Below are 25,531 nucleotides of genomic sequence, written 5' to 3'. Positions count from 1 at the left end.
CTTTCCAGATTAGCCGTCGAGCCCCTTCCTCCGCCCTAGCATCAGACCATTGTGAAAACACTGATCAGCCCTGCATTGCACCTGCCGGGAGTGCGCCTGCCTGACGCTACCCAGCAGACCCGATCAACCGCGATGGCCATTTCATTCAGGCAAAAAAAAGCCCGGCTGACGCCGGGCTCTGTTAACCACCTATCGCGAGAGGCTTGCCTTAGGGCATGTACTCGTAGTCGTAATCGTCAACAGCGGGCTCTTCCTCAGCGCTGTCTTCGTCTACGGCAGGAGCTTCTTCCTCAGCTTCATACTCGTAAGAGGCATCGTCTTCATAAGAAGACTCTTCAGTCATGTAGTCGTCATAGGAAGACTCTTCGGTAGACTCTTCTTCCATCACCTCTTCTTCCATCACCTCTTCGGCAGGCGCCTCTTCTTCAACTTCCTCTTCAGCGGGCATGAAGTCGTAAGGGTCGTCAGACTCGGCCTCAGAAGACGCCGGGATGTAGACTTCCTCTTCCATCATTTCGCCGCTGTCCTGGCCGATAACCTTCAGCTCAACACGACGGTTCTCAGCGCGGCCAGCACGGGTTTCGTTGCTCGCAATCGGCTGAGTCTCACCGTAGCCTTTCGCGGTCAGGCGGCCTGAAGAAACACCCTTATCAACCAGGAAGTTCTTCACGGACTGGGCACGGTTTTGAGACAGGTTCATGTTGTAGCTGTCGCTGCCAGTGCTGTCAGTGTGACCTTGCAGCTCAACGTTGAATCCGGGTGAGTCGCTCAGGGTAGTGGCAACACCATCCAGAATGGTTTCAGCGTTGTTGGTCAGCTTGGCGCTGTCCAGCTCGAAGTTAACACCGCGCAGCACGACCGATTGCTTCTCGGCACAGCCGTTAGACATAACAGGCTGACCGGCAGGCGTGTTCGGACACATGTCATCGGCATCAGCCACACCGTCGTTGTCGCTGTCGATGCTACAACCCACTTCATCCACCTTCGCACCCGCTGGGGTGTTGGGGCACTGATCAAGGTAGTCAGCTACGCCGTCGTTGTCGCCATCGAGCGGACAACCAACGCTGTCAACCTGCACACCTTTGGGGGTGCCGGGGCACTGATCAGACTCATCGGGTACACCGTCGCCATCTTCATCTTGAACGCCGTATTTCGCGTCAAAGAAGTTGTAGCGAACACCAGCCATTACGCTTTGGCCTTCGTACTCGCCTTCAATGCGGTTGCCGCCGTTCTGATATTTGGGGTCTTCGGCAACGGCGTAGCGGTAACCGATATCCAGAGCCAGGCGGGGGTTCAGGAACCAGCTCACACCGGCGCCCAGTTGACCGATCATGACGCTGTCGTCGCCAAAGCTGGTTTCAATATCGGCAACACCGGCACCAAAACCAACATAGGGGCGCAGGGCCTCTTCCATGTTGAAGTCGTACCACAGGTTACCCATCATCGACGTGGCTTCGAGCGTGTCGTCGATCGCGTCGAAATCGTTTTCCTGGAAGCGGTATTCAAATTCTGCGCGCAAGGGGCCGGCGAATTTGTAACCGAGGGTCAGGCCGTAGCCGATGTCGTCATCGTAGCTGGCGTCGAAGCTGGTAGTCGCACCGCCACCGCCGAGCAACATGTCCAGGATGCCACCCAGACCGCCGCCACCGGCGCTGTCAGCGGCATCGTAGTCGCCATCAAAAATTTGGGTATAGAAGGCATTACCGCCAACATAGAACCCTTTTTCTTCTTCCTCTGCATATGCCGCGCTCGACAGCGACGCGGCTACAACGCCTGCAGCCAGCGCAGACTTCCATAGCGTTTTCATAAACATCCCCTGATTTTTGGACTAGCGGGTTATTTTTTCAGTATGTAGCAAAACTATATTATTGAGAAGTATCGAATAGAACACCATATTCAGGACGCTTCTCGCAATGGTTTTGTTGTGTCGTACTGCAAAATTTACCGCTTTATTTTCAATTTAGTGGAAAAAAACTGCCTACTACACAGCTAGTTGCGCTTTTTGACCTGAAAACTGACCCGCCGGTTTCGCGCCCGCCCCTCATCAGAATAGTTATCTGCCTGAGGGGCAGACTCACCGAAGAACCGGGCGGTGATCCGCTCACCTGGCAAGCCCGCATTGATCAGTGCGGCGCGCACCGCTGCCACTCGACGCTGCGACAGTGCGCGGTTATACCAAGCCGGACCACTGCTATCCGCATGACCCTGTACTTCTAAGGTAAATTCTGCGGACGTTCCCAGCACCCGGGCGATATCGGCAATCACTGCCAGGGCGGCAGTATCCAGCTCCGAAGCGTCAACCGCAAAATAGACCGCCTGCAATTGCGGAAGTTGCCGCGCGGCGCAACCATTGGCAAAGACCTGCTCACCTTTTGGTGTCGCCGGGCAGCGATCCACCGGATTTTTCACCCCGTCGCTGTCACTGTCGGCGCACCCCCAGGCATCCACATCTGCACCCGGGTCGCTCGCCGGACACCGGTCCACCGGGTCGAGAATGCCATCGTGATCGCTATCGGCGCAGCCGTGCTCATCCACCTCGGCGCCGGGCCGGGTCTGCCCACAGCGGTCCTGGTAATCCACCACCCCGTCGCCATCAGCATCGGCGTGCAGTTCGGAGGCGCCTTGAATTTGTCCAAATGACGCCGACACCGGCAGGACAACAATACATGCTGCTAATGCCAGGCCTCTCCGCCGCTGTCTGGTTTGCCGCCCTGCTTGCAATGACTGGATGACTCGCTTCATTTCTAGCGGCACAGTTTAGCGGCAAGTTTCCACAATGCCATCTCCTGCATCAACACATTGGCGGTCAACCCGAGCGGGCATTCAGCCGCCGCTGGCTTTGCGCTACCATAGCGGTTTTTTCTGGCCACCCTGAATATGACCGCCGAACTCCTCTCTCCCGCAGGCAGCCTGCGCAATATGCGCTACGCATTGGCCTTTGGTGCCGACGCCGTCTATGCCGGCCAGCCCCGTTACAGTCTGCGGGTGCGCAACAATGAATTCCGCGATCTGGAGGTCCTGGCTGAAGGCATCAACGAGTGCCACCGCCAGGGCAAGCAGTTCTACCTGGCTTCCAACATCTCGCCACACAACGACAAGATTCGCAGTTATCTGCGCGACCTCGAACCGGTCATTGAATTACAGCCCGACGCCCTGATCATGGCCGACCCCGGCCTGATCATGCTGGTGAAAGAGCGTTGGCCCGACATGCCCATCCACCTGTCGGTACAAGCCAATGCCGTCAATTGGGCCACCGTGAAGTTCTGGTATCAGAATGGGGTCAGCCGGGTCATTCTGTCCCGGGAGCTGTCACTGGAAGAGATTGGCGAAATCCGCGAGCGGGTCCCCGAGATGGAGCTGGAAGTCTTCGTCCACGGCGCCCTGTGTATCGCCTACTCCGGCCGCTGCCTGTTGTCCGGCTACATGAATCACCGGGACTCCAACCAGGGCGCCTGCACCAACGCCTGCCGCTGGCAGTATCAGGCCCACGATGCCAAAGAGGACGACAGCGGCGACCTGATTCCAGCCCAGCAGATTGCGACCAGCACGGCCGAGGCTATCCCCGTCCAGCAATTTCAGCCCGAGCCGGTATTGCTGCAACAGCGGGAACGGCCCGGCGAATTCATGCCCGCCTATGAGGACGAGCACGGCACCTACATTATGAACAGCAAAGATCTCCGCGCCGTTCAGCATGTGGCCAAGCTGATGGAAATGGGGATCCACTCGCTCAAGATTGAGGGTCGCACCAAATCCCACTACTACGCCGCCCGCACCGCCCAGGTCTATCGCCGGGCGATCAGCGACGCCGCCGCTGGCAGGCCCTTTGACATGGGCCTTATGGACCAGTTGGAAACCCTCGCCAATCGGGGCTATACAGAAGGTTTCTACCGGCGTCATCCGCCCAAGGAATACCAGAGCTACGAGCTGGGCCAAAATACCAGCCAGCAACAACAATTTGTTGGCGAGGTGGTCGACTGGGACGGGCAGATCGCCACCGTCGACGTGAAAAACCGCTTTGCGCTGGGCGACACCCTGGAACTGATGACCCCGGCAGGAAACCATCGCTTCGCGCTGGAGTCTCTTTTAGACAAGCGCGAGAAGAATATTGATGTCGCCCCCGGCTCCGGCCACCGGGTAAAAATTCCGCTGCCGGTCAGCGCAAGCGACGACGCCATGACCTTTGGGCTGCTCGTCAAAAACATCCATAGCGGCGCGGCATAAATACAAACTCGGCGACTCACCAACACTCGGCAGCTCACAAAAAGGAGACAAGATGGAACGGCGCAAACTACGAGTGCTGCGAGCCCTGGCCAACATCAGTCTGTTGAGCCTGGTCTTTGGCGCGATTCTCAACCTCCTCGCCGAATTGCTGGGCAATTACTATGCCCTCGCCGTGGGTATCCTGGTGGTATTGGTCACCTTCTACTGCTACCGCCGTGCCGACGCCGAAGAAGCCACCAGCGTGTCTTACTACGCCTGGCGATACCTCCCCACCCTGCTGTTTGTTGCCATGCCTATCGGCGTGTACTGGTATGGCTCTGATGGCCAGTGGACCCTGACTGAGATTCTCCTGTTGACGGAGATTTTCACTAGCTACGTACTGCCGATATTGTGTTTGCTGTATGTAGAGCGGGTGCTGAAGAAAGCACAACAGTGAGGGGGTGTGAGCGCGATACGCACTCCGGGCGTTTAGCCTTGCCCTAGCCTCGTTAAGTTTCCGGTGGAAGGCTGTTGTGCCGCTTGGGCTAGGCCCTGGTCTTAGTGAATAATTGTCAGGTTGTGGGCGCAGAGCTCTTACTTGGGTCTCCAGACCCTTGTCCTGCGGGCAAGGCACCTGGTCGTAGTTATATTTCCTGCGGAAGGCTTTTGTTTCGCCCCGCTGGGCGACTTACTTCTTTTTGTGTGAAAAAGAAGTAAGCAAGAAAAGCACACCCCGGCTGCGCTGCCGATGGCGAAAAGATGCCATCGGTTCCTTGCGCGCTTCGCGTCTCGCGGCGCAAAACAAACTCGCTGCGCTCAAACAGTGTTTTGCTTATCTCCGCGAGCCGCTCCAGTGCTCAGCAGCTCCACAAGGGGGGGAAGGCCGCAGCATCGAATCTGGTCGGTTTTAAATACCTCAAGCAGAATAGGAAGGCTGCGCCATGTTCAAAACTAAAAGTATTCATTTCGGAGTACCGGGGGCAATCCCCCTTTGAGCTCGCCGAGCATCGCAGAAATCCAAAGGGAGGCTTTTAGCGAGGACTGTTTGAGCGAAGCGAGTTCCGCAGCGTTCCCTTTGGATTTTGAGAAGCGCAGGGAACCCGAAGGGCGAGCGATAGGGGCGTGTAGGGTTCAACAACATAGGTAACAGTTTGTTTCAAATACATAGGTAACACATTGGTTAAATAGTGAGCACCGGATAGGAGGTGCTCATGCCTTGGCGAGATGTGAAACCGATGGACGAACGAGTGTTATTTATTAGCGATTATCTTCGCGGTGGTCGGCGCTATTTTGCTGAGCTATGCCGCTACTACGGCATCAGCCGTAAGACCGGCTACAAGTGGGTCGAGCGATACCAAGCCTCCGGCATTGAGGGCCTCCAAGAGCGAAGCCGCCGGCCTCTTCATCACCCAGCGGCGATCCCCTACGCCATTGAGCAGGCGGTGGTGGCGTCTCGTTGTATCGGTCGTATGACGTTGGGCCCGAAGAAGATCCAGCAAAAGCTCCGAGAGCAGTTTCCTGATACACCGGTGCCGTCGATCACTAGCATTCACAACATTCTTAAGCGACACGGCTTGATTGAGGCCCGCCAACCCAGGCGACGGGTCAGTCCTTATCGTGAGCCCTTTGCGCCGGTCGCTGCCCCCAATGATTTGTGGAGTGTGGATTTTAAGGGGCAGTTCAAGCTTGGCCACGGGCCGTGGTGCTTTCCGCTGACGGTGATGGATCATCACAGCCGATTTCTATTGGGCTGTCAGGGGCTTGAGGGAACCGAAACAAAGGCGGCTAAGCAAGTCTTTGAGCAGCTATTCAAAGAGTATGGGCTGCCTCGACGAATTCGCAGTGACAATGGGGTTCCCTTCGCCAGCAAAGCGCCAGGGGGCCTTTCTGCTTTGTCGGTCTGGTGGGTGCGGCTGGGCATTGTGCCCGAGCGCATCAAACCGGGAATGCCCCAACAAAATGGGCGCCATGAACGGATGCATCGGACCATGAAGCAGGTCGTCACCAAGCCCGTCGCTGACACGATGGCAGCTCAGCAGCATTGTATGGATATCTTTCGGCGAGACTACAATGAGCAGCGCCCACACGAATCACTGGCGCTTAGCGTACCTCAGGCGTGTTACAGCGCTTCGCAGCGGCACAATCTATTGGGGCGGCGGGCAGGTCTATGTGTCCCATTCCCTCAAAGGTGAGCGTGTGGGACTTGAGCAGGTTGACGATGGAATTTGGGATATCTACTTTGGACCCATTAGGTTGGGTGGCTTTAACCAGCGCAATATTGGCGGTAAAGCCTTCCCCTATTGGACGATAAAAGTGTAACCCATGTATTTGAAATAATGTGTTACCCATGTATCTGAATCATACAGGCGCCCTTTTTCTTGCCTACTTCTTTTTTGGCGCAAAAAAGAAGTAGGTCGCCCAGCAAGGCGAAACGATTGCCATCAGTAACTTCAGCAAACCCGACAAAGTCCCCTAACGAGAAGTCATAAGCGGACCTAAAACCAACAGCCAACAGCACAACCCACAATATGCCGACCGCCAAAGGTTACTCCCCCTTCCGAAAGGGCAACATCTCCCCCGCATCCACCAGATACCCCTCAATATGCCGCCGCTCTTCGGCGAGAAAATTCCCCACCGCGTCGCGAAAGGCGCCGTCAGCCAGCCAGTGATTGGAGTAGGTCATGATGGGGGTGAAGCCCCGCTGGATTTTATGCTCGCCCTGGGCGCCGGGGTCAAAATGGGTCAGGCCGTTGGCCAGGCAATAATCAATACCCCGGTAATAGCAGGCTTCAAAGTGGAGAAACTCAAACTCCCGCACACAGCCCCAGTAGCGGCCATAGAGCGTATCGCCCCCGCGAAAATTCAGCGCGGCGGCCACGCGCTTGCCCTCAAAGTAAGCCACCATCATCACCAGGGCATCGGGCATATCGCTGGCCAGGCGATGAAAAAAGTCCTCGGGTAAATAGCCGCCGTGGCCGCTGCGTTTGGCGTAGGTCATCTGGTAGCAATAAAAGAAGAACTGCCAATCCGCTTCGCTGATGGCGTCTCCCTCCAAGGTCGCCAGGCTCAGGCCCTGGTCGATCACCACCCGGCGCTCCTTGCGCACCGTTTTGCGCTTGCGCGAGCTGAAGCTGGCCAGAAAGCCGTCGAAGTCGCCGTAGCCATCATCAAACCAGTGGTATTGCGCGCCCACTCGCTGCATCAGGTTGTGTTGCTGGAGCTGGTTCGACACGGCCTCGCTGGGAAACAACAGATGCACCGAGGATGCGCCGCGGGCCAGCGCCTCGTCCTGCAGACCGGTTACCAGCTCGGGTAAGCGTTGGTCTGCATCCTGCCCCGGCGCCAACAGCAGGCGCGGGCCGGTGGCGGGGGTAAAGGGAATCGCGGACAGCAACTTGGGATAGTAGCGCCGACCATAGCGTTGATAGGCATCTGCCCAAGCCCAATCGAAGACATATTCGCCGTAGCTGTGGTCTTTCAAATACAAGGGCAAGGCGGCAACTATCTGGCCCTGGTGCCGGGCAATCAGGTGATGGGGCTGCCAGCCCTTGTCTTCATTCACGGCGCCGCTCTGCTCCAGCGCAGCTAAAAAGGCATAACGCACGAAGGGGTAGGTGCCGTCGTGGAGGGCGTCCCACTCCGCGGCGCGGATTTCAGACAGGGAGGAAACAAACTCTAGCGCGAGGGCCACGGCAGCGCCCTCAGGGTGTGATGAGGTAGTGCAGCACGATGCCGACAAAGATCACGCCACCAACATAATTGTTGTTCAGAAAAGCTTTAAAGCACTGATCCCGGTCCCGAAATCGAATCAGGTGTTGCTGGTAAATAAACAGGCCACTGGCGGCCATCAGCCCGGCGTAATAGATAAAACTGAGGGAAAACTGCACCCCCACCAACACCAGCACGATAATCACGCACACCTGCAACATGCCGGTGATGGTTTTGTCATCTTCGCCAAACAGGATCGCGGTGGATTTCACCCCAATCTTCAGGTCGTCCTCCCGGTCCACCATGGCATAGAAGGTGTCGTAGGCAATGGTCCACATCAGCACGCCGATGTATATCAGCCACAGGGCGGGCGGCAACGCGCCCTGCTGGGCGGCAAAGGCCATAGGAATCCCCCAGGCAAAGGCGGCGCCCAACACCACCTGGGGCAAATGGGTGTAGCGCTTCATAAAGGGGTAGCAAGCCGCCAGCGCCACCGCGCCAAAGGACAGCAGAATAGTCATCAAATTGGTAAACAGCACCAAGACAAACGCCGTTAGACACAGGCAGGCAAACAGAATCAGGGCTTCTTTTTCGGTCACTGCGCCGGTGGCAAAGGGGCGGGCTTTGGTGCGCTGAACATGGGCGTCGATCTTGCGGTCAGCGTAGTCATTGATCACGCAACCGGCCGAGCGCATCAGAAACGTGCCCAGGCAAAAGATGATCAGCAGGTGCCAATCCGGGAAGCCCTCGGCCGCAATCCACAGCGCCCACAAAGTGGGCCACAGCACCAGATAGGTACCGATGGGGCGAGCGACCCGCATCAGCGCCAGGTAGTGGGGCAGCTGAGCACGGAGTTTTTCCAGTAGGGCTTTCATTGAAATCGGCAGCGTCCTGGCAACAACAAGATCGGCAGTATAACTGTCCCGACCTTGTCAGTGCGATCCCCGCAGGCGCGATGAATCAGGGCTGAAAAGTCGGCAGAAAAATCTCGCTGACCATAATCGACCGGCCTGCCAGATCAAAGCGAGAGCGACGTCCCCACAGGTTCGCCCCGCGATCAGCCACCACCTCCGGGCGCAGCGCGTCGGCGGCCATACGGCAGAACTGATAAGGGCTTCGTTGCATCAGCGGGTAGTTGAACAGCAGGTGCCCGAGGGGCTGGCGATCCAGCTTTCGCAGACGGGTTAAATCCCCCTGCAGCGACCGCGCCGGCATGACGCTGCGAGCAAACACCCAGGGCTCACCGGCACCGCAAAGCAGCACTTCGCGCACCAGCGCCCACTCGCGATTGGCCATGCCCAGCAAGCGTCGCTCAGTCACATGGGGCAGGGCCCAGGCCTGTTTCAGAATTTGCACGCTGAAGCGATTGCCCGATTTGCAGCGTAGTCTTGCCGTCAGGGAATCCGGGTCGCTCAGCCAGGCCATCATCGCCCGAGACGGCGACGGTCCGCTGAGGCCAAACTCACTGGCCCCATGCCACCGGGGCTCGGCTGGCTGGTAGAAATTTGCTCGACGGGTGTACAATCGCGGGCTTCCAAAAAAGGGGATCGGCGCCGTTGCCGCCACATCGGGCGGGTACTGCGCCCGAATTTTGCATCCCTGACATTCAGGCCGATATCGCCAAAACGAGGCGGCAGAATGCGCGATCCGCCAGCCAGTTGCAAGCCTTGCAACCGGTGGCCACTGCGCTCGGCCAGACGGCAACTAATCAAGGTGAAGCAATGCGAAAGTGGGAATGTTTGGTGTGCGGCTGGATTTACGACGAGGCCGAGGGCGACCCGGAGTCTGGCATTGCACCCGGCACCGCCTGGGAAGACGTTCCCGATGACTGGATGTGCCCGGACTGCGGCGTGGGCAAGGAAGAGTTTGAAATGGTGCCGATCAGCTGATCCCCTCCGCCGGGTTTTGCGGCCAGTTTTTGGGGCGATATTATGGGACCAGCTTTCACAAATTTCGCCTCATCCGCTATGCTTCAGGTCACCCCCTAGCCAAGAGCAGCGTGCCACGCGACCACCATGAGCTTTTACGAACACCGCATTTTGCCCCACCTGATCGACACCCTATGCAGCCACCAGAGCGTGATGCGCATGCGCGAGAAGGTAGTGCCCGAGGCCCGGGGCGCCGTGCTTGAAGTCGGCATGGGCAGCGCCATCAACCTCCCGCTCTACGACCCGGAAAAGGTCGACGTTATCTGGGGCCTGGAGCCATCACACGGCATGCGCCGCCGTGCCCAAAAGAACCTCGCCAAGTCGAACCTCGACGTGCGCTGGCTCGACCTGCCCGGCGAGCAAATTCCGCTGGACGATGAAAGCGTCGACACCGTGCTGCTCACCTACACCTTGTGCACCATTCCCGATTGGCAAGCGGCCCTGCAGCAAATGCACCGGGTACTCAAACCCGACGGCCGCTTATTATTCTGCGAGCATGGCCGCGCCTGTCACCACACTGTTGAAAAATGGCAGCACCGGGTCACCCCCCTGTGGATGAAACTCGCCGGCGGCTGCCACCTGAATCGCGATATCGATGCGCTGATCCGCGCCGCCAATTTCAACATCACCCGAGCCGAAAACTGCTACATGCCCGGGATGCCCCGCATCGCCAGCTACATGTATATCGGAGAAGCCGTGAAAGCCTGATTCGCTAACGCGGTTCATTCATTGCGCAAATCAGGGAGGATTTGCCATGCACCACCCAAGCCGTTATCTGTCGGCGCTGCTCATCGCCAGCCATCTTAGCCTTACCGTTCCCTGCCGTGCCCTTGCTACTGACACCACCGGGCAACCCGTCACCGCCAGTCACCCCCCCGCCGCGCCACCGGGCATTTTGCTGGCCGAGGTCTATCAACCGGGTATCGCCCTGACCGACTATTGGGTCAGCGAAAAGCTCGACGGCGTTCGCGCCCGCTGGGATGGCAAGCAGCTCATCTCCCGGGGCGGCAACATCATTGCGGCCCCGCCCTGGTTCACCGAGGGCTTTCCCGCGTTGGCCCTTGATGGTGAGTTGTGGCTTGGCCGGGGGCGTTTTGATGAGACCTCTGGCGCGGCGCGCTCCCGCCAGCCCGACCCGGCGGTGTGGCGAGAGATGCGCTTTATGGTGTTCGACCTGCCACACCACCCCGGCACCTTCGATCAACGGCTGGGCCAACTCAAGCACATCAGCGCGCCCTATCTCGCTGTCATTCCTCAGCAAAAAATGCAAAGCCAAGGGGCCCTGATGGCCGAGCTGGATCGCATCATGGGTCTTGGCGGCGAAGGCTTGATGCTCCACCGGGGCAAGGCGGTGTATCGCGCTGGCCGCAGCGACGACCTGCTCAAACTCAAACGCCATGATGATGCCGAGGCGGTGGTCATCGCCCACCTTCCCGGCCAGGGCCGCCTGCAGGGCATGATGGGCGCAATATTGGTTGAGATGCCAAACGGCCAACGCTTTAAAATCGGCAGCGGCTTTAGCGACGAGCAACGCCGCCATCCGCCGACTGTTGGCAGTGTGGTCACCTATAAATCCTATGGCCTCACGGCCAATGGCATTCCCCGCTTTGCCAGCTTTTTGCGGGTGTATTCCGACTTCTGACGCTGGCCAACCCAGCATGGCCACGCTAGAGTGAGGGCCATCTGAGCCGGATCGGAGTCTCACCCGCCATGCCTAAACTCGCCCTGCACTGGCAGATTGTTATCGCCATCGTCCTTGCCGTGTTGATTGGCAGTGTGACCTCTGCGGATGCCGTTGTGATCGGCATCTCGCCGCTGGCAACTTTCGATTTTATCGGCACCCTGTTTTTAAACGCCTTGAAGATGCTGATTGTGCCCCTGGTGATGTCCTCCATTATCAGCGGCATGGCGGGTCTGGGCGGCCCCGGCCTGGAGCGCCTCGGCGGTAAAACCCTGCTGTTTTATGCCTGCTCCAGCCTGCTGGCCATTTTGATTGGCCTCACCGTGGTGAACCTGATTGGCCCCGGCACCGGCGACAACCAGGCCCTAGCCGAAAGCATGCGCCCCGACGACGCCACCATGACCGAGACCTTGAGCAAGGTTGAAGGGCGCGACGCGGGCGACATAGTGGAGGTGTTTATTCGCATGGTGCCCACCAATGTGGTCGCCGCTGCCGCCGAGGGGCAAATGCTCGGCTTGATCTTCTTTAGCCTGCTGTTTGGCTTCTTTCTGGCCAAAAGCCAATCCGATACCACCCGCACAGTCAGCCAATTTTTTCAGGGCGTGATGGACATCATGACCGAGCTCACCATGTGGGTGATGAAGTTTGCGCCCCTTGGTGTGTTTGGTCTGGTGGCAGAAACCGTGACCACCACCGGCTTCGCCGCATTCAAACCCATGGCGCTGTTTTTTGTCACCGCCCTGCTGGCGCTGATGCTACATGCCTTTGTGGCACTGCCGCTGGTGCTGCGGCTGGTTGGCAAAGTCCATCCCAGCAAGCATTTTGCCGCCATGTCACCGGCCATGCTCACCGCCTTTTCCACCGCGTCCAGCTCAGCCACCCTGCCCCTCACCATGAAGTGTGTGCAGGAACGCTCGGGGGTTTCCAAGCAAACCAGTGGCTTTGTGTTGCCGCTGGGGGCGACCGTTAACATGGATGGCACTGCCCTGTATGAATGCGTGGCGGCAATGTTTATTGCCCAGGTCTACGGTCTCGATTTGAGCTTTGGCCAGCAGTTTATGGTGGTGATGATTGCGCTCCTCACCTCCATTGGTGTGGCCGGTATTCCCGCCGCCAGCCTGGTGGCGATCTCGGTGATTCTGGCGGCAGTGGGGCTGCCATTAGAGGGCATCGGTTTACTGCTGGTAACCGACCGAGTGTTGGATATGATTCGCACCGCCGTGAATGTGTATAGCGACTCTTGCGCGGCGGTGGTGATTGCCCGCAGTGAGGGCGAGCATACTCACATTGCAGTGGGCGACCCAAACCCCACCCACTTTCCCAAGGCCTGAGTGGCGGGCATCACAACAGGGCGGGGTTTGCCTGCCAGATCGCAAAATTCAGCAGCCCGGCAAAGCCGACCCAAAGCAGGTACGGCACCAGCAGCCACGCGGCCAACGAGCGCAGCCGCCAAAATCCAATGAGGGTGGCCACCAGCAGCACCCATAGCACCAAAATGTTCAGAAATGCCAGAGCGCCCTGGTGCCAGGCGAAGAACAACCAGCTCCAAAGCGCATTGACGGCCAACTGCGCGCTGAATAGCACCAGGGCCCGGCGCATGCTTGCGCCCGCTTGGGTGCACCACACCAGCCAGGCACTAACACCCATCATCGCGTACAGCACCGTCCACACTGGCCCAAACAGCCACCCCGGTGGTGCCCAGGCAGGCCGCTGCAACTGGCTGTAAAACGTCCCGGCATCGACCGAGGCCACCGCGCCTACTGCGGCCGCACAAAAGGCCAGACCAAGCCAGGCAATGAGGCCAATCAGGGACTGCCCGCGGGAACGTGTTGTGAATGCTGTCATCGCCTGCTCCTTTGTCTCACCAACATCTTACGCGGTGAAAGGCGAGAGGGATTAACTTTCCCACAAGCTTGGCGGAATGCGGCGAAGATGAATTCGGTTCGCCAGGCGAATAGCGGGCCGCGCCAGAAACTGAACACTGCCCAGAATAAACAGCCACACCGCGCCTTTCTCGTACTGGGGGAACAGCATCAACACGCTGCCCACCAGAAACCAGACCGCCACCAGAAAGTCGTTAGCAATGCTGATCACTTCATAGCGCCGCCGAATGACCAGTTCCTCCCCGCCCAGCTTGATCGATAAGGGCGGTGGCGACTCCTGAGCCATGCCATATCCTCCTTCGTGGTTATTGCATCACTCAGGTGCAGACAACGGCCAGCGCCAAACATTTCAGCCGATGTTGGTAGCGGCTTATTGCGCCATGCCAAGGCCGGAGAGATCATCCCGGATCGCCAACTCTTTGCGAGCCAATTTGCGAAACACACCGCCAACCGCCTGCTCGGCAACATATTCCCCCAACTGTTCAGGGGCCACCATGGGCGGCGCCTCTACATCAGCTGAAGGCGCGGCTGCATTTGCATCCATGCTCGCTTGCTGCGCCGCAAACAACTCCCCATAAATTGCCTGGGCGCCGGTTTCTTGCAACTTTTCAGAAATGACCGGGGCCAGGGCCGTCTCAAGCGCCGGCCCCACCGACGCTTGCAAATACTCGGTGGCGGCTTGCTGTGGCGAACTGGCCAGCGCCGACAGCGTAGCGGCATCCATAGTGGTCAGCACCTCCTTGATCAGTGGCCCGGCCACTGGCACCGCATTTTCTGCCGCCCGGTTAATCAGCGTTTCCAGCAGCGCCGCCTGGGGGTCATTACGCAAATCCCGGGACGTATCCAACACCAGCCCCACGGGCGGCGGCAGCAGAATACGCACCAGCGGATCATCCAGAAAACCGCCCTCGCTGGCGAGATCGTCAACAACCCAATCGATTGCCGACGACAGCCGCTGTGAAAACACCGTCGCCAAACGCTGTTGAAAAGAAGACAAGGCCGCCTGCTGAACACCGTCAAACAACGACCCACAGGCACTAGCAAGCAACGCCACCACAAGAATGATCACGCCACGCAACATGATAGAAATTCGACTCGAAAGGAAAGAAATAAGAAGTTTGAGAGCGCCGCCAAGAACCGGCGGCGGCGAATTCTAGCATGGCCCGTGGGGGCCGAATAGCGAGTCGATAATGGTTAATCGCCGGCTCAATTGACGCCAGTGACGCCACAGGTGCCGCGAAAAATATGTCGCGGTGGTTAGCTGTTATGGCACATTGCAGGAGTAGCTTTTAGATTCATTAGTAACACCAAATTCTTATCATAGATGTAATCTGTTGAGGTCCACCCCTTAGTTGCTAACCCCTGCCTATTGCATTGCAAATTCACATATTGCCGCTGCTTGCGCTCCTTAAACCCTTCTTCAAGTTCATCCCCTGAAATCGAAAGATGCTTTACGAATTTAACTACCCGGGTTGTGCAATTAACGCTTAGCTCAACAACCGTAGTTACCTCGTCTATTTGAACCGGTAGCTTTTTGCCCATATCGCGCTCTAGAGCAACAAGTTGATTGCATTGATCGTCGCTGGCGTGAGCTGTCATGCTAGCAATTAGCATCGTGGATATTAACGCTATTTTCATATTTTCCTCTGTGTTCAGCTAACGAGGCTGTCGATTTTGTGATGCGCTGCAATGCCCGACCCTTCGCGCCATAAAAGCTTTGTTATCCGTTTCGTAGCAGGCTGACAGGTCGATGTAGCTTTCGATGAGCTGATGCAGCGTAAACTTAAAGGTGCCAGGCTGGATTTACTCGGCAAAATTGATCACAAGCATCGCATCTTGGTTGTAGTCGCAGGGTTTGAACTTGGGCATGCCATCACTCCCTGAGCGAATGCCTGATTTTAGCAAAATATGCTGGTTTTTAAGAGGAAATCTACAGCCTCAATGCCGCCAACACGCGCAGCTTTGTAGTGGAGTCAAAGGCGCAACGAAAAAGCTGTCGCAGTGCTTGGCCTTGTTAGGGCTTTTGGTATACAGTTGTACGGCATTTCCGTACACAAAGGTGGCCTTATGGACACAATCAGCGTAAACAAATTTAGAGATAACCTTAAAAGCGTTGTAGAACAAGTAGTTAGCCGGCATGAACCGCTCAAAGTGACTCGGCGAGCTGGTGAGGCTTTTGTTGTAATGAGCGCCGACGACTGGGAGCGAGAGCAGGAAACCCTGCACGTACTCCAGAGTAAGAACCTCATGCAACAAATTGCCGATTCCCTTGCCACCCACACCAGCGGGCAAGGCTACAAACCGACCGAAGAGCAGATGAATGAGATCACTGGTATTTGAGGGCAATACCTGGGAAGCCTATGAAAGCATGCGCGAAAAGGACAAGCGGCTGCACAAAGCACTCTGCAAATTACTCAAGGAAATGCTCCGATCTGATGATCCCTCATCCGGCCTCGGCAAGCCTGAACCACTCAAGCACAGTCTCTCCGGCCTTTGGTCAAAACGAATCTCGCAGAAAGACCGTTTGATATATCGTTTCGATCATAAATCCATTTATATCTTCGCTATTGGTGGGCACTACGATCAGCCCTAACACCGTAAGCAGGCGCGTGAGAACATAGCCAAGGGAAATTCCGATTCCTTCCGGTTTGCCCATTTGTAAAATCCAGCGGGTGAAACCGCTAAGCGCTTACACAAGTATCTGACGCCAAACGCATCCAGATGAGTTTCTATGAATCGGAATCGGCCTGCTTTTGATCTTTCAGATACTGTTCCCACTTTTTTAGGAAGTCGTTCTCCTTCTTCAGAGCCGCGATTTCCTTCCTCAACCTGGCCAGTTCTTCGCCTCGGGTTTCAGCAGGCTTTGGCTCGGCTTCTTCCTTTGTCATGTGGATTCGTCTCGTCGGGGTGGCTACAAACTTACCTTCACGGTACTCCTGCCGCCAACGATAAACCATCACCGGGTGAAGGCCCAATATCTCCGCAATCTGAATCGTGTCTGCGTCGAGTTTATCGGTCAGCTCGACCACTTTTATTTTGAAATCAACTGCGTATTCAATGACGCGTTCTTTGCTGTGAATCTTTGCCATAATTGCCTACCTCCAGGTTGAGATAGGCGTCTACTACTTGGGGGGAGATTCCTCCCAGCCCCGTAGGGGCAACAACCGCCGCTTGTTATGCATCATTTTCCACCAAGCTTGCCAACAAGTCTTTAAATTTTACCAAAGCAGACAAACCCCTTTCTGATGTTTTATATCTTGGCGACCAAGAGCTCAATTTAGAATACTGATGCCTGCCGGTCTCCAAAACCCACATAGAGCCATCTTTGCCTCCAACTTTATCGGTGAGAGGAAAGTTTTCTAGAACTTCGGTGTGAAGACTTAATATTTTCTGGTACTCAGAGTCTGTTAGATTAACAGAATATTGTTTTTTGATATTGCCCCAATCATACCCACCTTGCCCTTCGTAGATAGTTACGATAATTCGCTTAGGTTCGTAGTCTATAACTTCGTAAATTATAGGAGAGCGAAATGTCGGAACCACTTGTAGTTTGATTGGATTAGCTGCCCATATATCAATTAGTGGATGATCATTTAAGGAAGATTTACTGGCACATCCAGTTAATAAGAATATTAAAATTATTAGAATTCTCATAACTTCCCTATGATGCATAACGCCGCCAGCAGAGGCAGACAAAGCGCGCAGCGATTTGACTGTCCTACTGACTGGCTTTGTTAACTGTTTTTCATATCTTTCTTAAACTCTTTGATCGCTTTCATCAGTTTCATTCCTGCATTCCAATTCAGGTCATCACCTTCAAACTCACACCGATACAAACCTTGTAGATTCGATGGCACTTTAAGTCTTTTATCCCAAAGAAGAATTACTCTTCGATCATAAAGAACGAAGGCAGCCCCAATCTCGATCAGTACGTTGTTATTGATTACATAGTTTCCGTCGGCATCGGTATTGCCTTCTTCAACCGACACAATGAGTATTCCTGCATTACATCTTCGCATAGCCCCAAAAACCTTATCAGGCACAGGGATGGCAGAACTTTCTTCTTTTACTGCAACTTCAGAATCAATGTCAGAAAGGCCAAGAATTGTCTCCACTTGGTCTACAAGTTCGGTATTTTTTCCGTGAGAAATGAATACTTTGATATCCATTTGTTGAGGCTTGTCTTCAGACTCACCTGTAGATTCTATTTCTTCGTCTAGATCTTCACTGCTGGCTTGTTCATCATCTTCAATATGTTCAGATTCTAGATCGGTGTGGATTGGTGGTGTAGAGGGGCCACCTTCAACCATGGCACTTAGTTCTGACTTCGAGAGATCTAATCTGGTTGCATTGCCCTTTCTACCTATGATGCACTTACCTATACCAGCAGCATCGGCTATCCTAAAAAAGCAAACAGCTTGTTCTTTAATTGTATTTTCGTTTGAGCTTCCTATAGATGATTTGTGGTGCTCATGCCAGAACGCTGCCACATCAACATTTGTAATAGAATCAAAGCCTTGATGGTACGCCCACTCTAATGCAGCCCGATAAGGTACAACTCCGTCAATTACCTCTTTATATATCGCGCTTTCAGATCTGGTCTTTCTCGCAAGACCCCACCCTCTTTTTGCTAGTTTTAATCGTTCTCCATCACGTTCAATTATCTCCCAAAAGACATATGCGCTTAATTTTCGCGAATCCACCGGCTGAGATCCAACTATCCCTTTGGCCTCAGAAATGGTTGCCCCGGTAGCTTTATTTTTGAGGTAACCAATTATTTTGGTCACATCTTCACTGGTTGTTTTTATCGGTAATGACAACTTTTTCTCCTTGTTGATTTCGATGGTGGCCGTACAGTTAACGCCCCGCTAAACGGCGAGCGTTAGCGAGTCCGGTGGAGGCCACGTTTTTTTGTGGCCGGAACGAATTTGAGCGGATTGTTATGTGCCTTTTGCATATTTGGCCCATATTTCTAGTAACTGAGTATCCGTTTTATTACCACCATTTAATATGGCAAAGCTGAGTTCACCCTTATTTGTTTGATTAAGATAATACTCTTCCTTGCCGACCGTGATATAGATTGTGCCTTCCCTCATTTCTAACTGTGCACTAGCCCAGCTTTCAGGAACATCAATTCTCGATTGTTTCCAACCGTACTCTCCAGGACTTAGGCTTTGGTTGAGCTCAAGCATGAGGCCAATACCAAGAAGTTTGTGAGCTTGCTTTAGTTCGTAAGAAATGGACTCTGGCTTCCACAGCATTTCGGCTTTGGCAGCAAAAGCGAGAAGCATGATCGGTAATAAGAATAAGTTCTTCATCGTGCTCCATTCTCGACTAGCACATAACGCCGTGGTAAGGGGCAGCCGAAACGAAGTGTAGGTTGTCCCGCGCAGGCCGCGCCTTTTGCGGCCGGAGTGAACTTAACCACCTTGTTATGAGTTTTCATTGCGCGACTTCCTATTTTCACGCTTGGTACGCCAATAATTTGAAAAACCTTTTAATTTATCCCGAGCACCAGTAAATTTCGGTTTGCTTGGCATCGAGGGTTTACGCCACCGAATTAAAGCAATAAACAGCTCAATGACTAAAAGCCCTACCCAAAACAGCACCTCACCAAAGAGGACGACTACTGGCGCCGCAACCTCTGCCGCTGGAGCCAATAGTGCCGACACTATCTCGACGACAATCATTACCAAAGCCATGATTGCCTCAATTACTATCTCAAAGAAGGCGACTCACTCCTCTTGACTCATAACGCCGCCAACACGCGCGTATTTTTTGTGGAGCCGCAGGCGGAACGAAAAATACGTCGCGGTGATTGGCCTTGTTAGATTGCATTACCCGCTCCCAGTATATCTATACCGCCCGACACCAAGAGAAATACGCCTGCAACGAGTACATTGGTAATGGCGAGCGTAAACGCCCCAACCAATGCAGCGAACTTGTGGCCAGCCATACCCCCAATTGGTTTATTTAATGAGGGTGCCGGTTTCTGTGCAAGCGGCTTTTCTCGAATTACGAAAAATCCTATTGAAACTAGAGTGACCAGAATCTGGAAAATCAATGCTTGTGAAAAGACTCCTTCATGCTTCACATTTCCGTAGAAGCCACCCCACATTAGCCAGAAAATGTAGCAATTAAGTGCGTTCAATAGCGTAAGAATCGCGAAGGTCATTTCAATCTAACAGCATGTTAATGAGGCCACCGGCCTCATAATAATTATTAGCGTGAAGTCATCATAATTTTCACGCTTTATTTTGTGGCCTTCTAACCTGTTGAAAATCAACATGAAAATTTTTCGGCCAACCGCATAATTGGCGAAATCGTGAAACGTTCACGATAATGAGACTGTCGGCCAAGGAATGGCCATTCATAAGTAGCGCTCAGGGAGGAGTATTCATCCATGCCGTCTTCACCTTTTCTCGATTCCGTTCAAAAATATATGCTGGTTCGGCGCTACAGTCGCCGGACCGTGGATTCATACCTTTACTGGATCAAGTATTTCATAGTCTTTCACGGCAAGAAACACCCGACAGAACTCGAGCCATCAGCGGTGGAGGCGTTTCTCACTTTCCTGGCGCTCGAACGCAATGTGTCTGCGGCTACCCAAGCAATTGCCTTAAATGCGCTGGTGTTTCTTTACGATAAATTTTTGCAGCAACCCCTCGGCGATGTGTCCCAGTTCCGCCGAGCCTCCCGTCAGGCGAAGCTGCCAACCGTGTTGACCCATGACGAGGTTAGGCGGCTTTTAGACGCGCTGGCAGGTGTACATAAGTTAATGGCCGCGTTGCTTTACGGCTCGGGGCTGCGCCGCATCGAGCTTGTGCGGCTGCGGGTTAAAGATGTAGAGCCTAACCTGTTGCAATTACAGGTCTGGAACGGCAAATGTAATAAACACCGCTTGACGACACTTGCACCCGAGTTGGTTCCGGCCTTGCTAACCCAGAAGCAGCGCGTTGCCATGTTGTTGGAGGAGGATTTGGCGCATCCCGAATTTTCTGGCGTATGGATGCCAGATGCGCTTGCCCGCAAAAATCCCAAGGCGAACAAACAACTCCCTTGGCAATATCTGTTCCCGGCTACGCGCTTGAGTATCGAACCGGGAACAAGCAATTTGCGCCGTCATCACATTGATGAAACCGGAATCAACAAAGTACTTCGCCAGGCGGCCAGTGCCGCCAGGATTGAAAAGCCGGTCGGTAGTCATACTTTGCGCCATTCCTTCGCCACTCATCTGCTGCAGTCCGGCGCCGACATTCGCACGGTGCAGCAGCAGTTGGGGCACAGCGATGTGAAGACAACCGAAATTTACACCCATGTGTTGAAGCAGGGCGCCCACGGTGTACGCAGCCCCTTGAGTACATTGTTAGTTACCGGGACAAAGACGAAATAGCAGCATCGCAATGCTGTTCGCGAAAAAATAAGAAAGACCCCGATTGGGGTCTTGGCAAGTGCGTTGCAGTCAGACCGTCAGACTAAATCAAACCGATCCGCATTCATCACCTTGTTCCAGGCGGCCGCAAAGTCTTTTACAAACTTTTCTTTGGCATCGTCCTGGGCGTAGGCTTCGCTGAGTGCGCGCAGTTGTGAGTTGGAGCCAAACACCAGGTCTACCCGTGTGCCGGTCCATTTCACTTTGCCGCTCGCCGCGTCTCGACCTTCATACACGCCGTCTTCCGCTGCTGGCGCCCAGACGGTATCCATGTCGACCAGATTCACAAAAAAGTCATTGGTCAAGGTGCCGGGCTTGTCGGTAAACACGCCGTGCTGACTGCCGCCGTAGTTGGCACCCATTGCGCGCAGGCCGCCGACCAGTACCGTCATTTCGGGCGCGCTCAGGGCGAGCAACTGGGCCTTGTCCACCAGCATCTCTTCCGGTGAGACGGTGAATTTGGCACGCGCGTAGTTGCGGAAGCCGTCGGCCTCGGGTTTGAGGTACTCAAAGGATGGGCCGTCGGTCTGCTCGTCGGTAGCATCCGTGCGGCCAGGAGCAAAGGGAACCTCCACCGCCACACCGCCGTCTTTTGCAGCCTTTTCTACCGCTGCGCTGCCGCCCAGTACGATCAAATCCGCCAGCGAGACTTTTTTGTCGCCGCGGTTGAAGTCGGCCTGTATGCCTTCGAGCACACCAAGCACTTTTGCCAATTGCGCAGGTTGGTTTACGTCCCAGTCTTTCTGGGGCGCCAGCCGAATCCGGGCGCCGTTAGCACCGCCGCGCTTGTCAGAGTTGCGGAAGGTCGATGCGGATGACCAGGCGGTGTACACCAGCTCGCTCACGCTCAAGCCCGATGCCAGAATTTTGCTCTTCAGGCTGGCTACGTCGGCGCTGTCAATGAGCGGGTGATCCACTGCAGGTACCGGGTCTTGCCAGATCAGGTCTTCGGCGGGCACATCACTGCCCAGGTAGCGCACTTTTGGCCCCATATCCCGGTGGGTCAGTTTGAACCAGGCCCGGGCAAAGGCGTTGGCAAACTCTTCCGGATTGGCGTGGAAGTGCTTGGAGATTTTGCAGTAGGCCGGGTCTTCGCGCATGGCCATATCGGCGGTGCTCATCATAATGCCCACTTTTTTGCTGGCGTCTTCAGCATCGGGCGCGTGGTCCTTCTCCGCCAGGTTTTTGGGTACCCATTGGTGGGCGCCAGCGGGGCTCTTGCTGAGTTCCCATTCGTAGCCAAACAACACGTCGAAGTAGCTCATGTCCCACTGGGTGGGGGTGGGTGTCCAGGCGCCTTCCAGGCCACTGGTAATCGCGTCTCGGCCTTTGCCGCTGGCGTGCTTGCTGATCCAGCCAAAGCCCATTTGCTCAATGGGCGCGGCTTCCGGCTCGGGGCCCACCAGCGCCGCGTCGCCCGCGCCGTGGGTCTTACCAAAGGTGTGGCCACCGGCGGTCAGAGCAACGGTTTCGTAGTCATCCATCGCCATGCGCGCGAAGGTTTCACGAATGTCTTTGGCTGAGGCCAGGGGGTCGGGGTTGCCGTCGGGCCCTTCGGGATTCACGTAAATCAGGCCCATCTGCACCGCGGCCAACGGGCTTTCCAGATCGCGATCACCGGAGTAACGGCTGTTGGGCTTGTCACTGGTGGCCAGCCACTCTTCCTCGGCGCCCCAGTAAATGTCTTCTTCCGGCGCCCAGATATCTTCCCGGCCACCGCCAAAACCAAAGGGCTTGAGGCCCATGGATTCGATGGCCATGTTGCCGGCCAGAATGTAGAGGTCTGCCCAAGACAGGCTGTTGCCGTATTTCTTTTTGATCGGCCACAACAGGCGGCGGGCCTTGTCCAGGTTGCCGTTATCGGGCCAGCTGTTCAGCGGCGCAAAGCGCTGGTTGCCGGTGGAGGCGCCGCCCCGGCCATCGGCCAGGCGATAGGTTCCGGCAGCGTGCCAGGCCATACGAATCATAAAGGGACCGTAGTGGCCGTAGTCGGCGGGCCACCATTCTTTGGAATCGGTCATCAGCGCCTTGAGGTCATTTTTCACTGCCTCCAGGTCCAGCGACTTGAACGCTTCGGCGTAATCAAAGCCTTCGTCCATCGGGTCGGATGCTGGGTTATGCTGGTGCAAAATTGCGAGGTTGAGCTGGTTGGGCCACCAGTCTTTGTTCATGGTGCCCCGTCCCCCTACCTTGGTGTTTGACCCGTGCATTACGGGGCACTTGTTATCGTTGGCCATGCTTGCCTCTCCTTCTTTAACCAAACCAGACAGTGAATTGCATTAACTTACTAGGGTTATTTATAGACCCAAGGATTCAATAAGGAAAATTCTATTTTTATAAGAATTCGATAGTTTTTTTGTATTGCTTCGTCGCTACTGCAGGGACAACCACAATTGCACAGGGCGCCCTCCACATTGCACAACCCTTTTCACCATAGCTTACGCGCGCCACATGACAATGGATGGCGACGCTCCGGCCCAATATTGATGCTGTGACACAGTTAGTGTGTTGGGCCGCTGGTACGCACAGCGCCAGCAAAGCATTTGCCACAATTTATTCATCCAAGTGTCACGCCGGCGTCTACCGACCCATCTACGTTGGGGTTTTACACACCCTGCCTGGAGTTGGACGATGAAGATGAAACCACTGGCGCTCGCCACACTGTGCGCCTCTCTACTGATTACTGGCTGTTCTCTGGACGGCGATGACGGCGACCGGGGCCCCCAGGGCGAACAAGGCACACCCGGCACAAATGGCAATGACGGCGCACAAGGCCCCCAAGGTGAGCCGGGCCCTCAGGGCGAACCCGGCGCGACAAATCGCGCCATTGATCTGACCATTTTGCATATCAACGATCACCACTCCCACATTGAGGCCGAAACCTTCGGCTTTGATGTTTCTGGCCTGGACCTGTCGGCCCGCACCGAAGCCGGAGACGAGCTGACCGAGCTGGATATTAAGTACGGCGGCTTTCCGATGCTGGTGTCGCTGTTCGACACCCTGGCCAGCCAACACCAGAATGTGCTGAAACTCCACGCCGGTGACGCCATTACCGGCACCCTGTTCTACACCCTGTTCAACGGCGTGGCCGATGCCGCGGTAATGAACCAGATCTGCTTCGACGCGTTTGCCCTGGGCAACCACGAATTCGACGGCGGCGATTCCGGCCTGGCTTACTTCCTCGATGCGCTGAACTCCACCGCCTGCCAGACACCAGCGCTGGCCGCCAACGTGGTTCCCGCCGCCACCTCCGCCATTGTTTCAGGCTACATTGAGCCCTACACCCTGGTGAAGCGCGAGGGCGAATGGATCGGCATAATCGGTATCGATATCGCGGGCAAAACCAAGAATTCTTCCCAGCCCGACGACGGCACCAAGTTTCTGGATGAGACCACCACTGCCCAACAAACCATCGACGAGCTCAAGGCCATGGGGGTAAATAAGATCATCCTGCTGACCCATTACCAGTATGAGAGCGACCTGGCATTGGCGGCGACCCTCAGTGGCGTTGACGTAATCGTGGGCGGTGACTCCCACTCTTTGCTCGGCGGCGAGAGCTTTACCGCACTGGGCTTTAATCCGGTGGGCGATTATCCCACCCAGGTTACCAACCTCGACGGCGACCCGGTGTGTGTGGTGCAAGCCTGGGAGTATGCCCACCTGATGGGCAAGTTGGATGTGAGCTTTGACGCTGACGGTGTGGTCACAGAGTGTGCCGGCCAGCCCTATCTGCCCTTCCGCAATACCTTTAGCTACGCGTTCAGCGACAGTGAGACCCGCACGCTGAATAGCAGCGACACCTATACGGTGACCCAGGCCCTGACGGCCTACCCCGAGCTGGTGGTCACCCTGCCCGATGCCGCCACCACTGACCTGGTTGCCGGCTTTGCCGCCGAAACCGACGTGCTGAAGGAAACCGTGATTGGCGCCGCCAGCGAAGACCTGTGCCTGGAGCGCTTCCCCGGCGAGGGCCGTTCAGCCCTGTGTGACGTTTCTGCCACCCGCGCGATGGGCAGCGACATTTCTAACATCGTGGCCAAAGCCTTTATGACCGTCACCCCCACCGCCGACATTGGCATTCAAAACGGTGGCGGCGTGCGGGTAGACGTGGCCGCGGGCGACTTCACCATTGCCGATGCTTTTACTTTACTGCCCTTCTCCAACACGCTGGTGACCCTGGAAATGACCGGCCAGCAAGTCATCGACGTGATCGAAGATGCCCTTGCCAACCGCCTGGATAACGCGGGCTCCACCGGCTCCTACCCCTATGCCTCCGGCCTGCGCTACGACGTGGATGCCTCAGAGACCTTTGGCAACCGGGTAAGTAATGTGGAAGTGAACCCCCGCGTTGCCGGCACCTGGCAGCCCATCGACCTGGCCGCCACCTACACCGTGGTGACCAATAACTTTATTGCCTCGGGCCAGGACGGCTACACCACCTTCGGCCCCATCTATGATGCCGGCAACTTTGTGGATACCTTCACCGAGTACGCCCAGGGCTTTGTTGATTATGTAGAAGCGCTGACCGACAACGGCCAGACCCTGCAAAAACTGCCCGCCAGTGAATACTCCACCAAAACCTATATTGGTCGCGATGGCTGTAACCACAGCACTGAGGCGTGCACCGGCTATTAATCTGCACCGGGCCTGACCAGGGCACCGCCCGGGTCAGGCAGCGACCTCGGGAGCATGCTTCTTC

The 25,531-nt window shown here is 55.7% G+C and carries 28 protein-coding genes and 1 pseudogene; 12 read left to right on the top strand and 17 right to left on the bottom strand.

Translation table 11 applies throughout. The annotated features are described in order from the left end of the window. Window positions 1-208 precede the first annotated feature (208 nt). Both NCG89_RS10235 and NCG89_RS10230 read right to left on the bottom strand, forming a co-directional pair. Window positions 209-1,807, bottom strand: a complete 1,599-nt coding sequence (locus NCG89_RS10235) for an OmpA family protein (RefSeq protein ID WP_251086432.1) — start codon at window positions 1,805-1,807, stop codon at window positions 209-211. Window positions 1,808-1,989: 182 nt separating this feature from the next. Continuing rightward, window positions 1,990-2,742 carry an OmpA family protein gene (locus NCG89_RS10230; RefSeq protein ID WP_251086431.1) on the bottom strand — a complete coding sequence of 251 codons (753 nt, stop codon included), beginning with the start codon at window positions 2,740-2,742 and terminating at the stop codon, window positions 1,990-1,992. Between the two features lie 135 nt (window positions 2,743-2,877). Here NCG89_RS10230 and trhP point away from each other — a divergent pair, with 135 nt between their 5' ends. The 4 genes from trhP to NCG89_RS16880 all read left to right on the top strand — a co-directional run bounded on the left by trhP (window position 2,878) and on the right by NCG89_RS16880 (window position 6,519). Further along, window positions 2,878-4,221: a prephenate-dependent tRNA uridine(34) hydroxylase TrhP gene (gene trhP, locus NCG89_RS10225; RefSeq protein ID WP_251086430.1), complete on the top strand. Its 1,344-nt coding sequence runs from the start codon at window positions 2,878-2,880 to the stop codon at window positions 4,219-4,221. Between the two features lie 52 nt (window positions 4,222-4,273). After that, a complete protein-coding gene (locus NCG89_RS10220) occupies window positions 4,274-4,657 on the top strand; it encodes a hypothetical protein (RefSeq protein ID WP_251086429.1) in 384 nt (127 codons plus the stop codon). A gap of 754 nt (window positions 4,658-5,411) precedes the next feature. After that, on the top strand, window positions 5,412-6,392 hold the full coding sequence (locus NCG89_RS10215) for an integrase core domain-containing protein (RefSeq protein WP_251086385.1): 981 nt from the start codon (window positions 5,412-5,414) through the stop codon (window positions 6,390-6,392). A 4-nt stretch (window positions 6,393-6,396) separates the two neighbouring features. Beyond that, complete coding sequence (locus NCG89_RS16880) at window positions 6,397-6,519, top strand: hypothetical protein (RefSeq protein ID WP_285236375.1); 123 nt, start codon at window positions 6,397-6,399, stop codon at window positions 6,517-6,519. A 22-nt stretch (window positions 6,520-6,541) separates the two neighbouring features. Here NCG89_RS16880 and NCG89_RS10210 read toward each other — a convergent pair whose 3' ends face one another. The 4 genes from NCG89_RS10210 to NCG89_RS10195 form a co-directional block, all read right to left on the bottom strand. After that, entirely contained in the window at window positions 6,542-6,742 is a 201-nt protein-coding gene (locus NCG89_RS10210; protein WP_251086428.1) for a hypothetical protein, read from the bottom strand. Window positions 6,743-6,745: 3 nt separating this feature from the next. Next, window positions 6,746-7,891, bottom strand: a complete 1,146-nt coding sequence (locus NCG89_RS10205; RefSeq protein ID WP_251086427.1) for a GNAT family N-acetyltransferase — start codon at window positions 7,889-7,891, stop codon at window positions 6,746-6,748. 10 nt (window positions 7,892-7,901) lie between these two features. Then, window positions 7,902-8,783, bottom strand: a complete 882-nt coding sequence (gene ubiA / locus NCG89_RS10200) for a 4-hydroxybenzoate octaprenyltransferase (RefSeq protein WP_251086426.1) — start codon at window positions 8,781-8,783, stop codon at window positions 7,902-7,904. A gap of 85 nt (window positions 8,784-8,868) precedes the next feature. Next, on the bottom strand, window positions 8,869-9,432 hold the full coding sequence (locus NCG89_RS10195; RefSeq protein WP_251086425.1) for a chorismate--pyruvate lyase family protein: 564 nt from the start codon (window positions 9,430-9,432) through the stop codon (window positions 8,869-8,871). A gap of 197 nt (window positions 9,433-9,629) precedes the next feature. On the opposite strand from NCG89_RS10195, the pseudogene rd reads away from it, so the two are divergent. From rd to NCG89_RS10175, 4 genes and pseudogenes are all read left to right on the top strand, one after another. Then, window positions 9,630-9,785 (top strand): annotated as a pseudogene (gene rd / locus NCG89_RS10190) (rubredoxin); the annotation flags it as partial. A 138-nt stretch (window positions 9,786-9,923) separates the two neighbouring features. After that, window positions 9,924-10,544, top strand: a complete 621-nt coding sequence (locus NCG89_RS10185; protein ID WP_251086423.1) for a class I SAM-dependent methyltransferase — start codon at window positions 9,924-9,926, stop codon at window positions 10,542-10,544. 46 nt (window positions 10,545-10,590) lie between these two features. Beyond that, window positions 10,591-11,478, top strand: a complete 888-nt coding sequence (locus NCG89_RS10180) for a DNA ligase (RefSeq protein WP_251086422.1) — start codon at window positions 10,591-10,593, stop codon at window positions 11,476-11,478. Window positions 11,479-11,546: 68 nt separating this feature from the next. Then, window positions 11,547-12,848, top strand: a complete 1,302-nt coding sequence (locus NCG89_RS10175; RefSeq protein WP_251086421.1) for a dicarboxylate/amino acid:cation symporter — start codon at window positions 11,547-11,549, stop codon at window positions 12,846-12,848. 10 nt (window positions 12,849-12,858) lie between these two features. Here NCG89_RS10175 and NCG89_RS10170 read toward each other — a convergent pair whose 3' ends face one another. The 4 genes from NCG89_RS10170 to NCG89_RS10155 all read right to left on the bottom strand — a co-directional run bounded on the left by NCG89_RS10170 (window position 12,859) and on the right by NCG89_RS10155 (window position 15,038). Then, window positions 12,859-13,362 carry a TspO/MBR family protein gene (locus NCG89_RS10170; protein WP_251086420.1) on the bottom strand — a complete coding sequence of 168 codons (504 nt, stop codon included), beginning with the start codon at window positions 13,360-13,362 and terminating at the stop codon, window positions 12,859-12,861. 51 nt (window positions 13,363-13,413) lie between these two features. Continuing rightward, window positions 13,414-13,686 carry a YrhK family protein gene (locus NCG89_RS10165; RefSeq protein ID WP_251086419.1) on the bottom strand — a complete coding sequence of 91 codons (273 nt, stop codon included), beginning with the start codon at window positions 13,684-13,686 and terminating at the stop codon, window positions 13,414-13,416. An 84-nt stretch (window positions 13,687-13,770) separates the two neighbouring features. Beyond that, a complete protein-coding gene (locus NCG89_RS10160; RefSeq protein ID WP_251086418.1) occupies window positions 13,771-14,481 on the bottom strand; it encodes a DUF4197 domain-containing protein in 711 nt (236 codons plus the stop codon). Window positions 14,482-14,657: 176 nt separating this feature from the next. Next, entirely contained in the window at window positions 14,658-15,038 is a 381-nt protein-coding gene (locus NCG89_RS10155; RefSeq protein ID WP_251086417.1) for a hypothetical protein, read from the bottom strand. Between the two features lie 429 nt (window positions 15,039-15,467). Between NCG89_RS10155 and NCG89_RS10150 the strand changes: the two genes are divergently transcribed. Continuing rightward, complete coding sequence (locus NCG89_RS10150) at window positions 15,468-15,740, top strand: type II toxin-antitoxin system Phd/YefM family antitoxin (protein WP_251086416.1); 273 nt, start codon at window positions 15,468-15,470, stop codon at window positions 15,738-15,740. Then, complete coding sequence (locus NCG89_RS10145) at window positions 15,721-15,993, top strand: Txe/YoeB family addiction module toxin (protein ID WP_251086415.1); 273 nt, start codon at window positions 15,721-15,723, stop codon at window positions 15,991-15,993. The genes NCG89_RS10150 and NCG89_RS10145 overlap by 20 nt, the downstream gene beginning before the upstream one ends. Window positions 15,994-16,129: 136 nt before the next feature. On the opposite strand, the gene NCG89_RS10140 is transcribed toward NCG89_RS10145, so the two are convergent. From NCG89_RS10140 to NCG89_RS10115, 6 genes are all read right to left on the bottom strand, one after another. Next, the gene (locus NCG89_RS10140; protein ID WP_251086414.1) at window positions 16,130-16,489 is read right to left on the bottom strand and encodes a transposase; all 360 of its coding nucleotides are present in this window, start codon (window positions 16,487-16,489) and stop codon (window positions 16,130-16,132) included. 85 nt (window positions 16,490-16,574) lie between these two features. After that, complete coding sequence (locus NCG89_RS10135; RefSeq protein ID WP_251086413.1) at window positions 16,575-17,054, bottom strand: hypothetical protein; 480 nt, start codon at window positions 17,052-17,054, stop codon at window positions 16,575-16,577. Window positions 17,055-17,134: 80 nt separating this feature from the next. Beyond that, window positions 17,135-18,220 (bottom strand): TIR domain-containing protein, encoded by a 1,086-nt coding sequence (locus tag NCG89_RS10130; RefSeq protein WP_251086412.1) that lies wholly within the window; start codon window positions 18,218-18,220, stop codon window positions 17,135-17,137. 120 nt (window positions 18,221-18,340) lie between these two features. Further along, window positions 18,341-18,718 (bottom strand): hypothetical protein, encoded by a 378-nt coding sequence (locus NCG89_RS10125; protein ID WP_251086411.1) that lies wholly within the window; start codon window positions 18,716-18,718, stop codon window positions 18,341-18,343. Window positions 18,719-18,832: 114 nt separating this feature from the next. Further along, entirely contained in the window at window positions 18,833-19,102 is a 270-nt protein-coding gene (locus tag NCG89_RS10120) for a hypothetical protein (protein ID WP_251086410.1), read from the bottom strand. A gap of 125 nt (window positions 19,103-19,227) precedes the next feature. Beyond that, window positions 19,228-19,575, bottom strand: coding sequence for a hypothetical protein (locus tag NCG89_RS10115; RefSeq protein WP_251086409.1), 348 nt, complete (start codon window positions 19,573-19,575; stop codon window positions 19,228-19,230). Between the two features lie 228 nt (window positions 19,576-19,803). Here NCG89_RS10115 and NCG89_RS10110 point away from each other — a divergent pair, with 228 nt between their 5' ends. Continuing rightward, complete coding sequence (locus NCG89_RS10110) at window positions 19,804-20,793, top strand: integron integrase (protein WP_251086408.1); 990 nt, start codon at window positions 19,804-19,806, stop codon at window positions 20,791-20,793. 77 nt (window positions 20,794-20,870) lie between these two features. On the opposite strand, the gene katG is transcribed toward NCG89_RS10110, so the two are convergent. Then, entirely contained in the window at window positions 20,871-23,069 is a 2,199-nt protein-coding gene (gene katG / locus NCG89_RS10105; RefSeq protein ID WP_251086407.1) for a catalase/peroxidase HPI, read from the bottom strand. Between the two features lie 394 nt (window positions 23,070-23,463). On the opposite strand from katG, the gene nadN reads away from it, so the two are divergent. Continuing rightward, the gene (nadN, locus tag NCG89_RS10100) at window positions 23,464-25,467 is read left to right on the top strand and encodes an NAD nucleotidase (RefSeq protein ID WP_251086406.1); all 2,004 of its coding nucleotides are present in this window, start codon (window positions 23,464-23,466) and stop codon (window positions 25,465-25,467) included. Window positions 25,468-25,531 lie beyond the last annotated feature (64 nt).

This window comes from Spongiibacter taiwanensis (assembly GCF_023702635.1).
GTDB classification, from domain to species: Bacteria; Pseudomonadota; Gammaproteobacteria; order Pseudomonadales; family Spongiibacteraceae; genus Spongiibacter; species Spongiibacter taiwanensis.
This window is presented reverse-complemented; position numbering and strand designations above follow the sequence as displayed.

Coding starts and splice junctions, on each gene's coding strand:
- NCG89_RS10175 (WP_251086421.1), top strand. CDS start 11,547: ATGCCTAAACTCGCCCTGCACTGGCAGATTGTTATCGCCATCGTCCTT.
- katG (WP_251086407.1), bottom strand. CDS start 23,069: ATGGCCAACGATAACAAGTGCCCCGTAATGCACGGGTCAAACACCAAG.
- NCG89_RS10150 (WP_251086416.1), top strand. CDS start 15,468: ATGGACACAATCAGCGTAAACAAATTTAGAGATAACCTTAAAAGCGTT.
- NCG89_RS10115 (WP_251086409.1), bottom strand. CDS start 19,575: ATGACCTTCGCGATTCTTACGCTATTGAACGCACTTAATTGCTACATT.
- NCG89_RS10140 (WP_251086414.1), bottom strand. CDS start 16,489: ATGGCAAAGATTCACAGCAAAGAACGCGTCATTGAATACGCAGTTGAT.
- NCG89_RS10220 (WP_251086429.1), top strand. CDS start 4,274: ATGGAACGGCGCAAACTACGAGTGCTGCGAGCCCTGGCCAACATCAGT.
- NCG89_RS10235 (WP_251086432.1), bottom strand. CDS start 1,807: ATGAAAACGCTATGGAAGTCTGCGCTGGCTGCAGGCGTTGTAGCCGCG.
- NCG89_RS10215 (WP_251086385.1), top strand. CDS start 5,412: ATGCCTTGGCGAGATGTGAAACCGATGGACGAACGAGTGTTATTTATT.
- NCG89_RS10155 (WP_251086417.1), bottom strand. CDS start 15,038: ATGAAAATAGCGTTAATATCCACGATGCTAATTGCTAGCATGACAGCT.
- NCG89_RS10110 (WP_251086408.1), top strand. CDS start 19,804: ATGCCGTCTTCACCTTTTCTCGATTCCGTTCAAAAATATATGCTGGTT.
- NCG89_RS10230 (WP_251086431.1), bottom strand. CDS start 2,742: ATGAAGCGAGTCATCCAGTCATTGCAAGCAGGGCGGCAAACCAGACAG.
- ubiA (WP_251086426.1), bottom strand. CDS start 8,783: ATGAAAGCCCTACTGGAAAAACTCCGTGCTCAGCTGCCCCACTACCTG.
- nadN (WP_251086406.1), top strand. CDS start 23,464: ATGAAGATGAAACCACTGGCGCTCGCCACACTGTGCGCCTCTCTACTG.
- trhP (WP_251086430.1), top strand. CDS start 2,878: ATGACCGCCGAACTCCTCTCTCCCGCAGGCAGCCTGCGCAATATGCGC.
- NCG89_RS10180 (WP_251086422.1), top strand. CDS start 10,591: ATGCACCACCCAAGCCGTTATCTGTCGGCGCTGCTCATCGCCAGCCAT.
- NCG89_RS10145 (WP_251086415.1), top strand. CDS start 15,721: ATGAGATCACTGGTATTTGAGGGCAATACCTGGGAAGCCTATGAAAGC.
- NCG89_RS10120 (WP_251086410.1), bottom strand. CDS start 19,102: ATGGCTTTGGTAATGATTGTCGTCGAGATAGTGTCGGCACTATTGGCT.
- NCG89_RS10135 (WP_251086413.1), bottom strand. CDS start 17,054: ATGAGAATTCTAATAATTTTAATATTCTTATTAACTGGATGTGCCAGT.
- NCG89_RS10185 (WP_251086423.1), top strand. CDS start 9,924: ATGAGCTTTTACGAACACCGCATTTTGCCCCACCTGATCGACACCCTA.
- NCG89_RS10125 (WP_251086411.1), bottom strand. CDS start 18,718: ATGAAGAACTTATTCTTATTACCGATCATGCTTCTCGCTTTTGCTGCC.
- NCG89_RS10165 (WP_251086419.1), bottom strand. CDS start 13,686: ATGGCTCAGGAGTCGCCACCGCCCTTATCGATCAAGCTGGGCGGGGAG.
- NCG89_RS10160 (WP_251086418.1), bottom strand. CDS start 14,481: ATGTTGCGTGGCGTGATCATTCTTGTGGTGGCGTTGCTTGCTAGTGCC.
- NCG89_RS10170 (WP_251086420.1), bottom strand. CDS start 13,362: ATGACAGCATTCACAACACGTTCCCGCGGGCAGTCCCTGATTGGCCTC.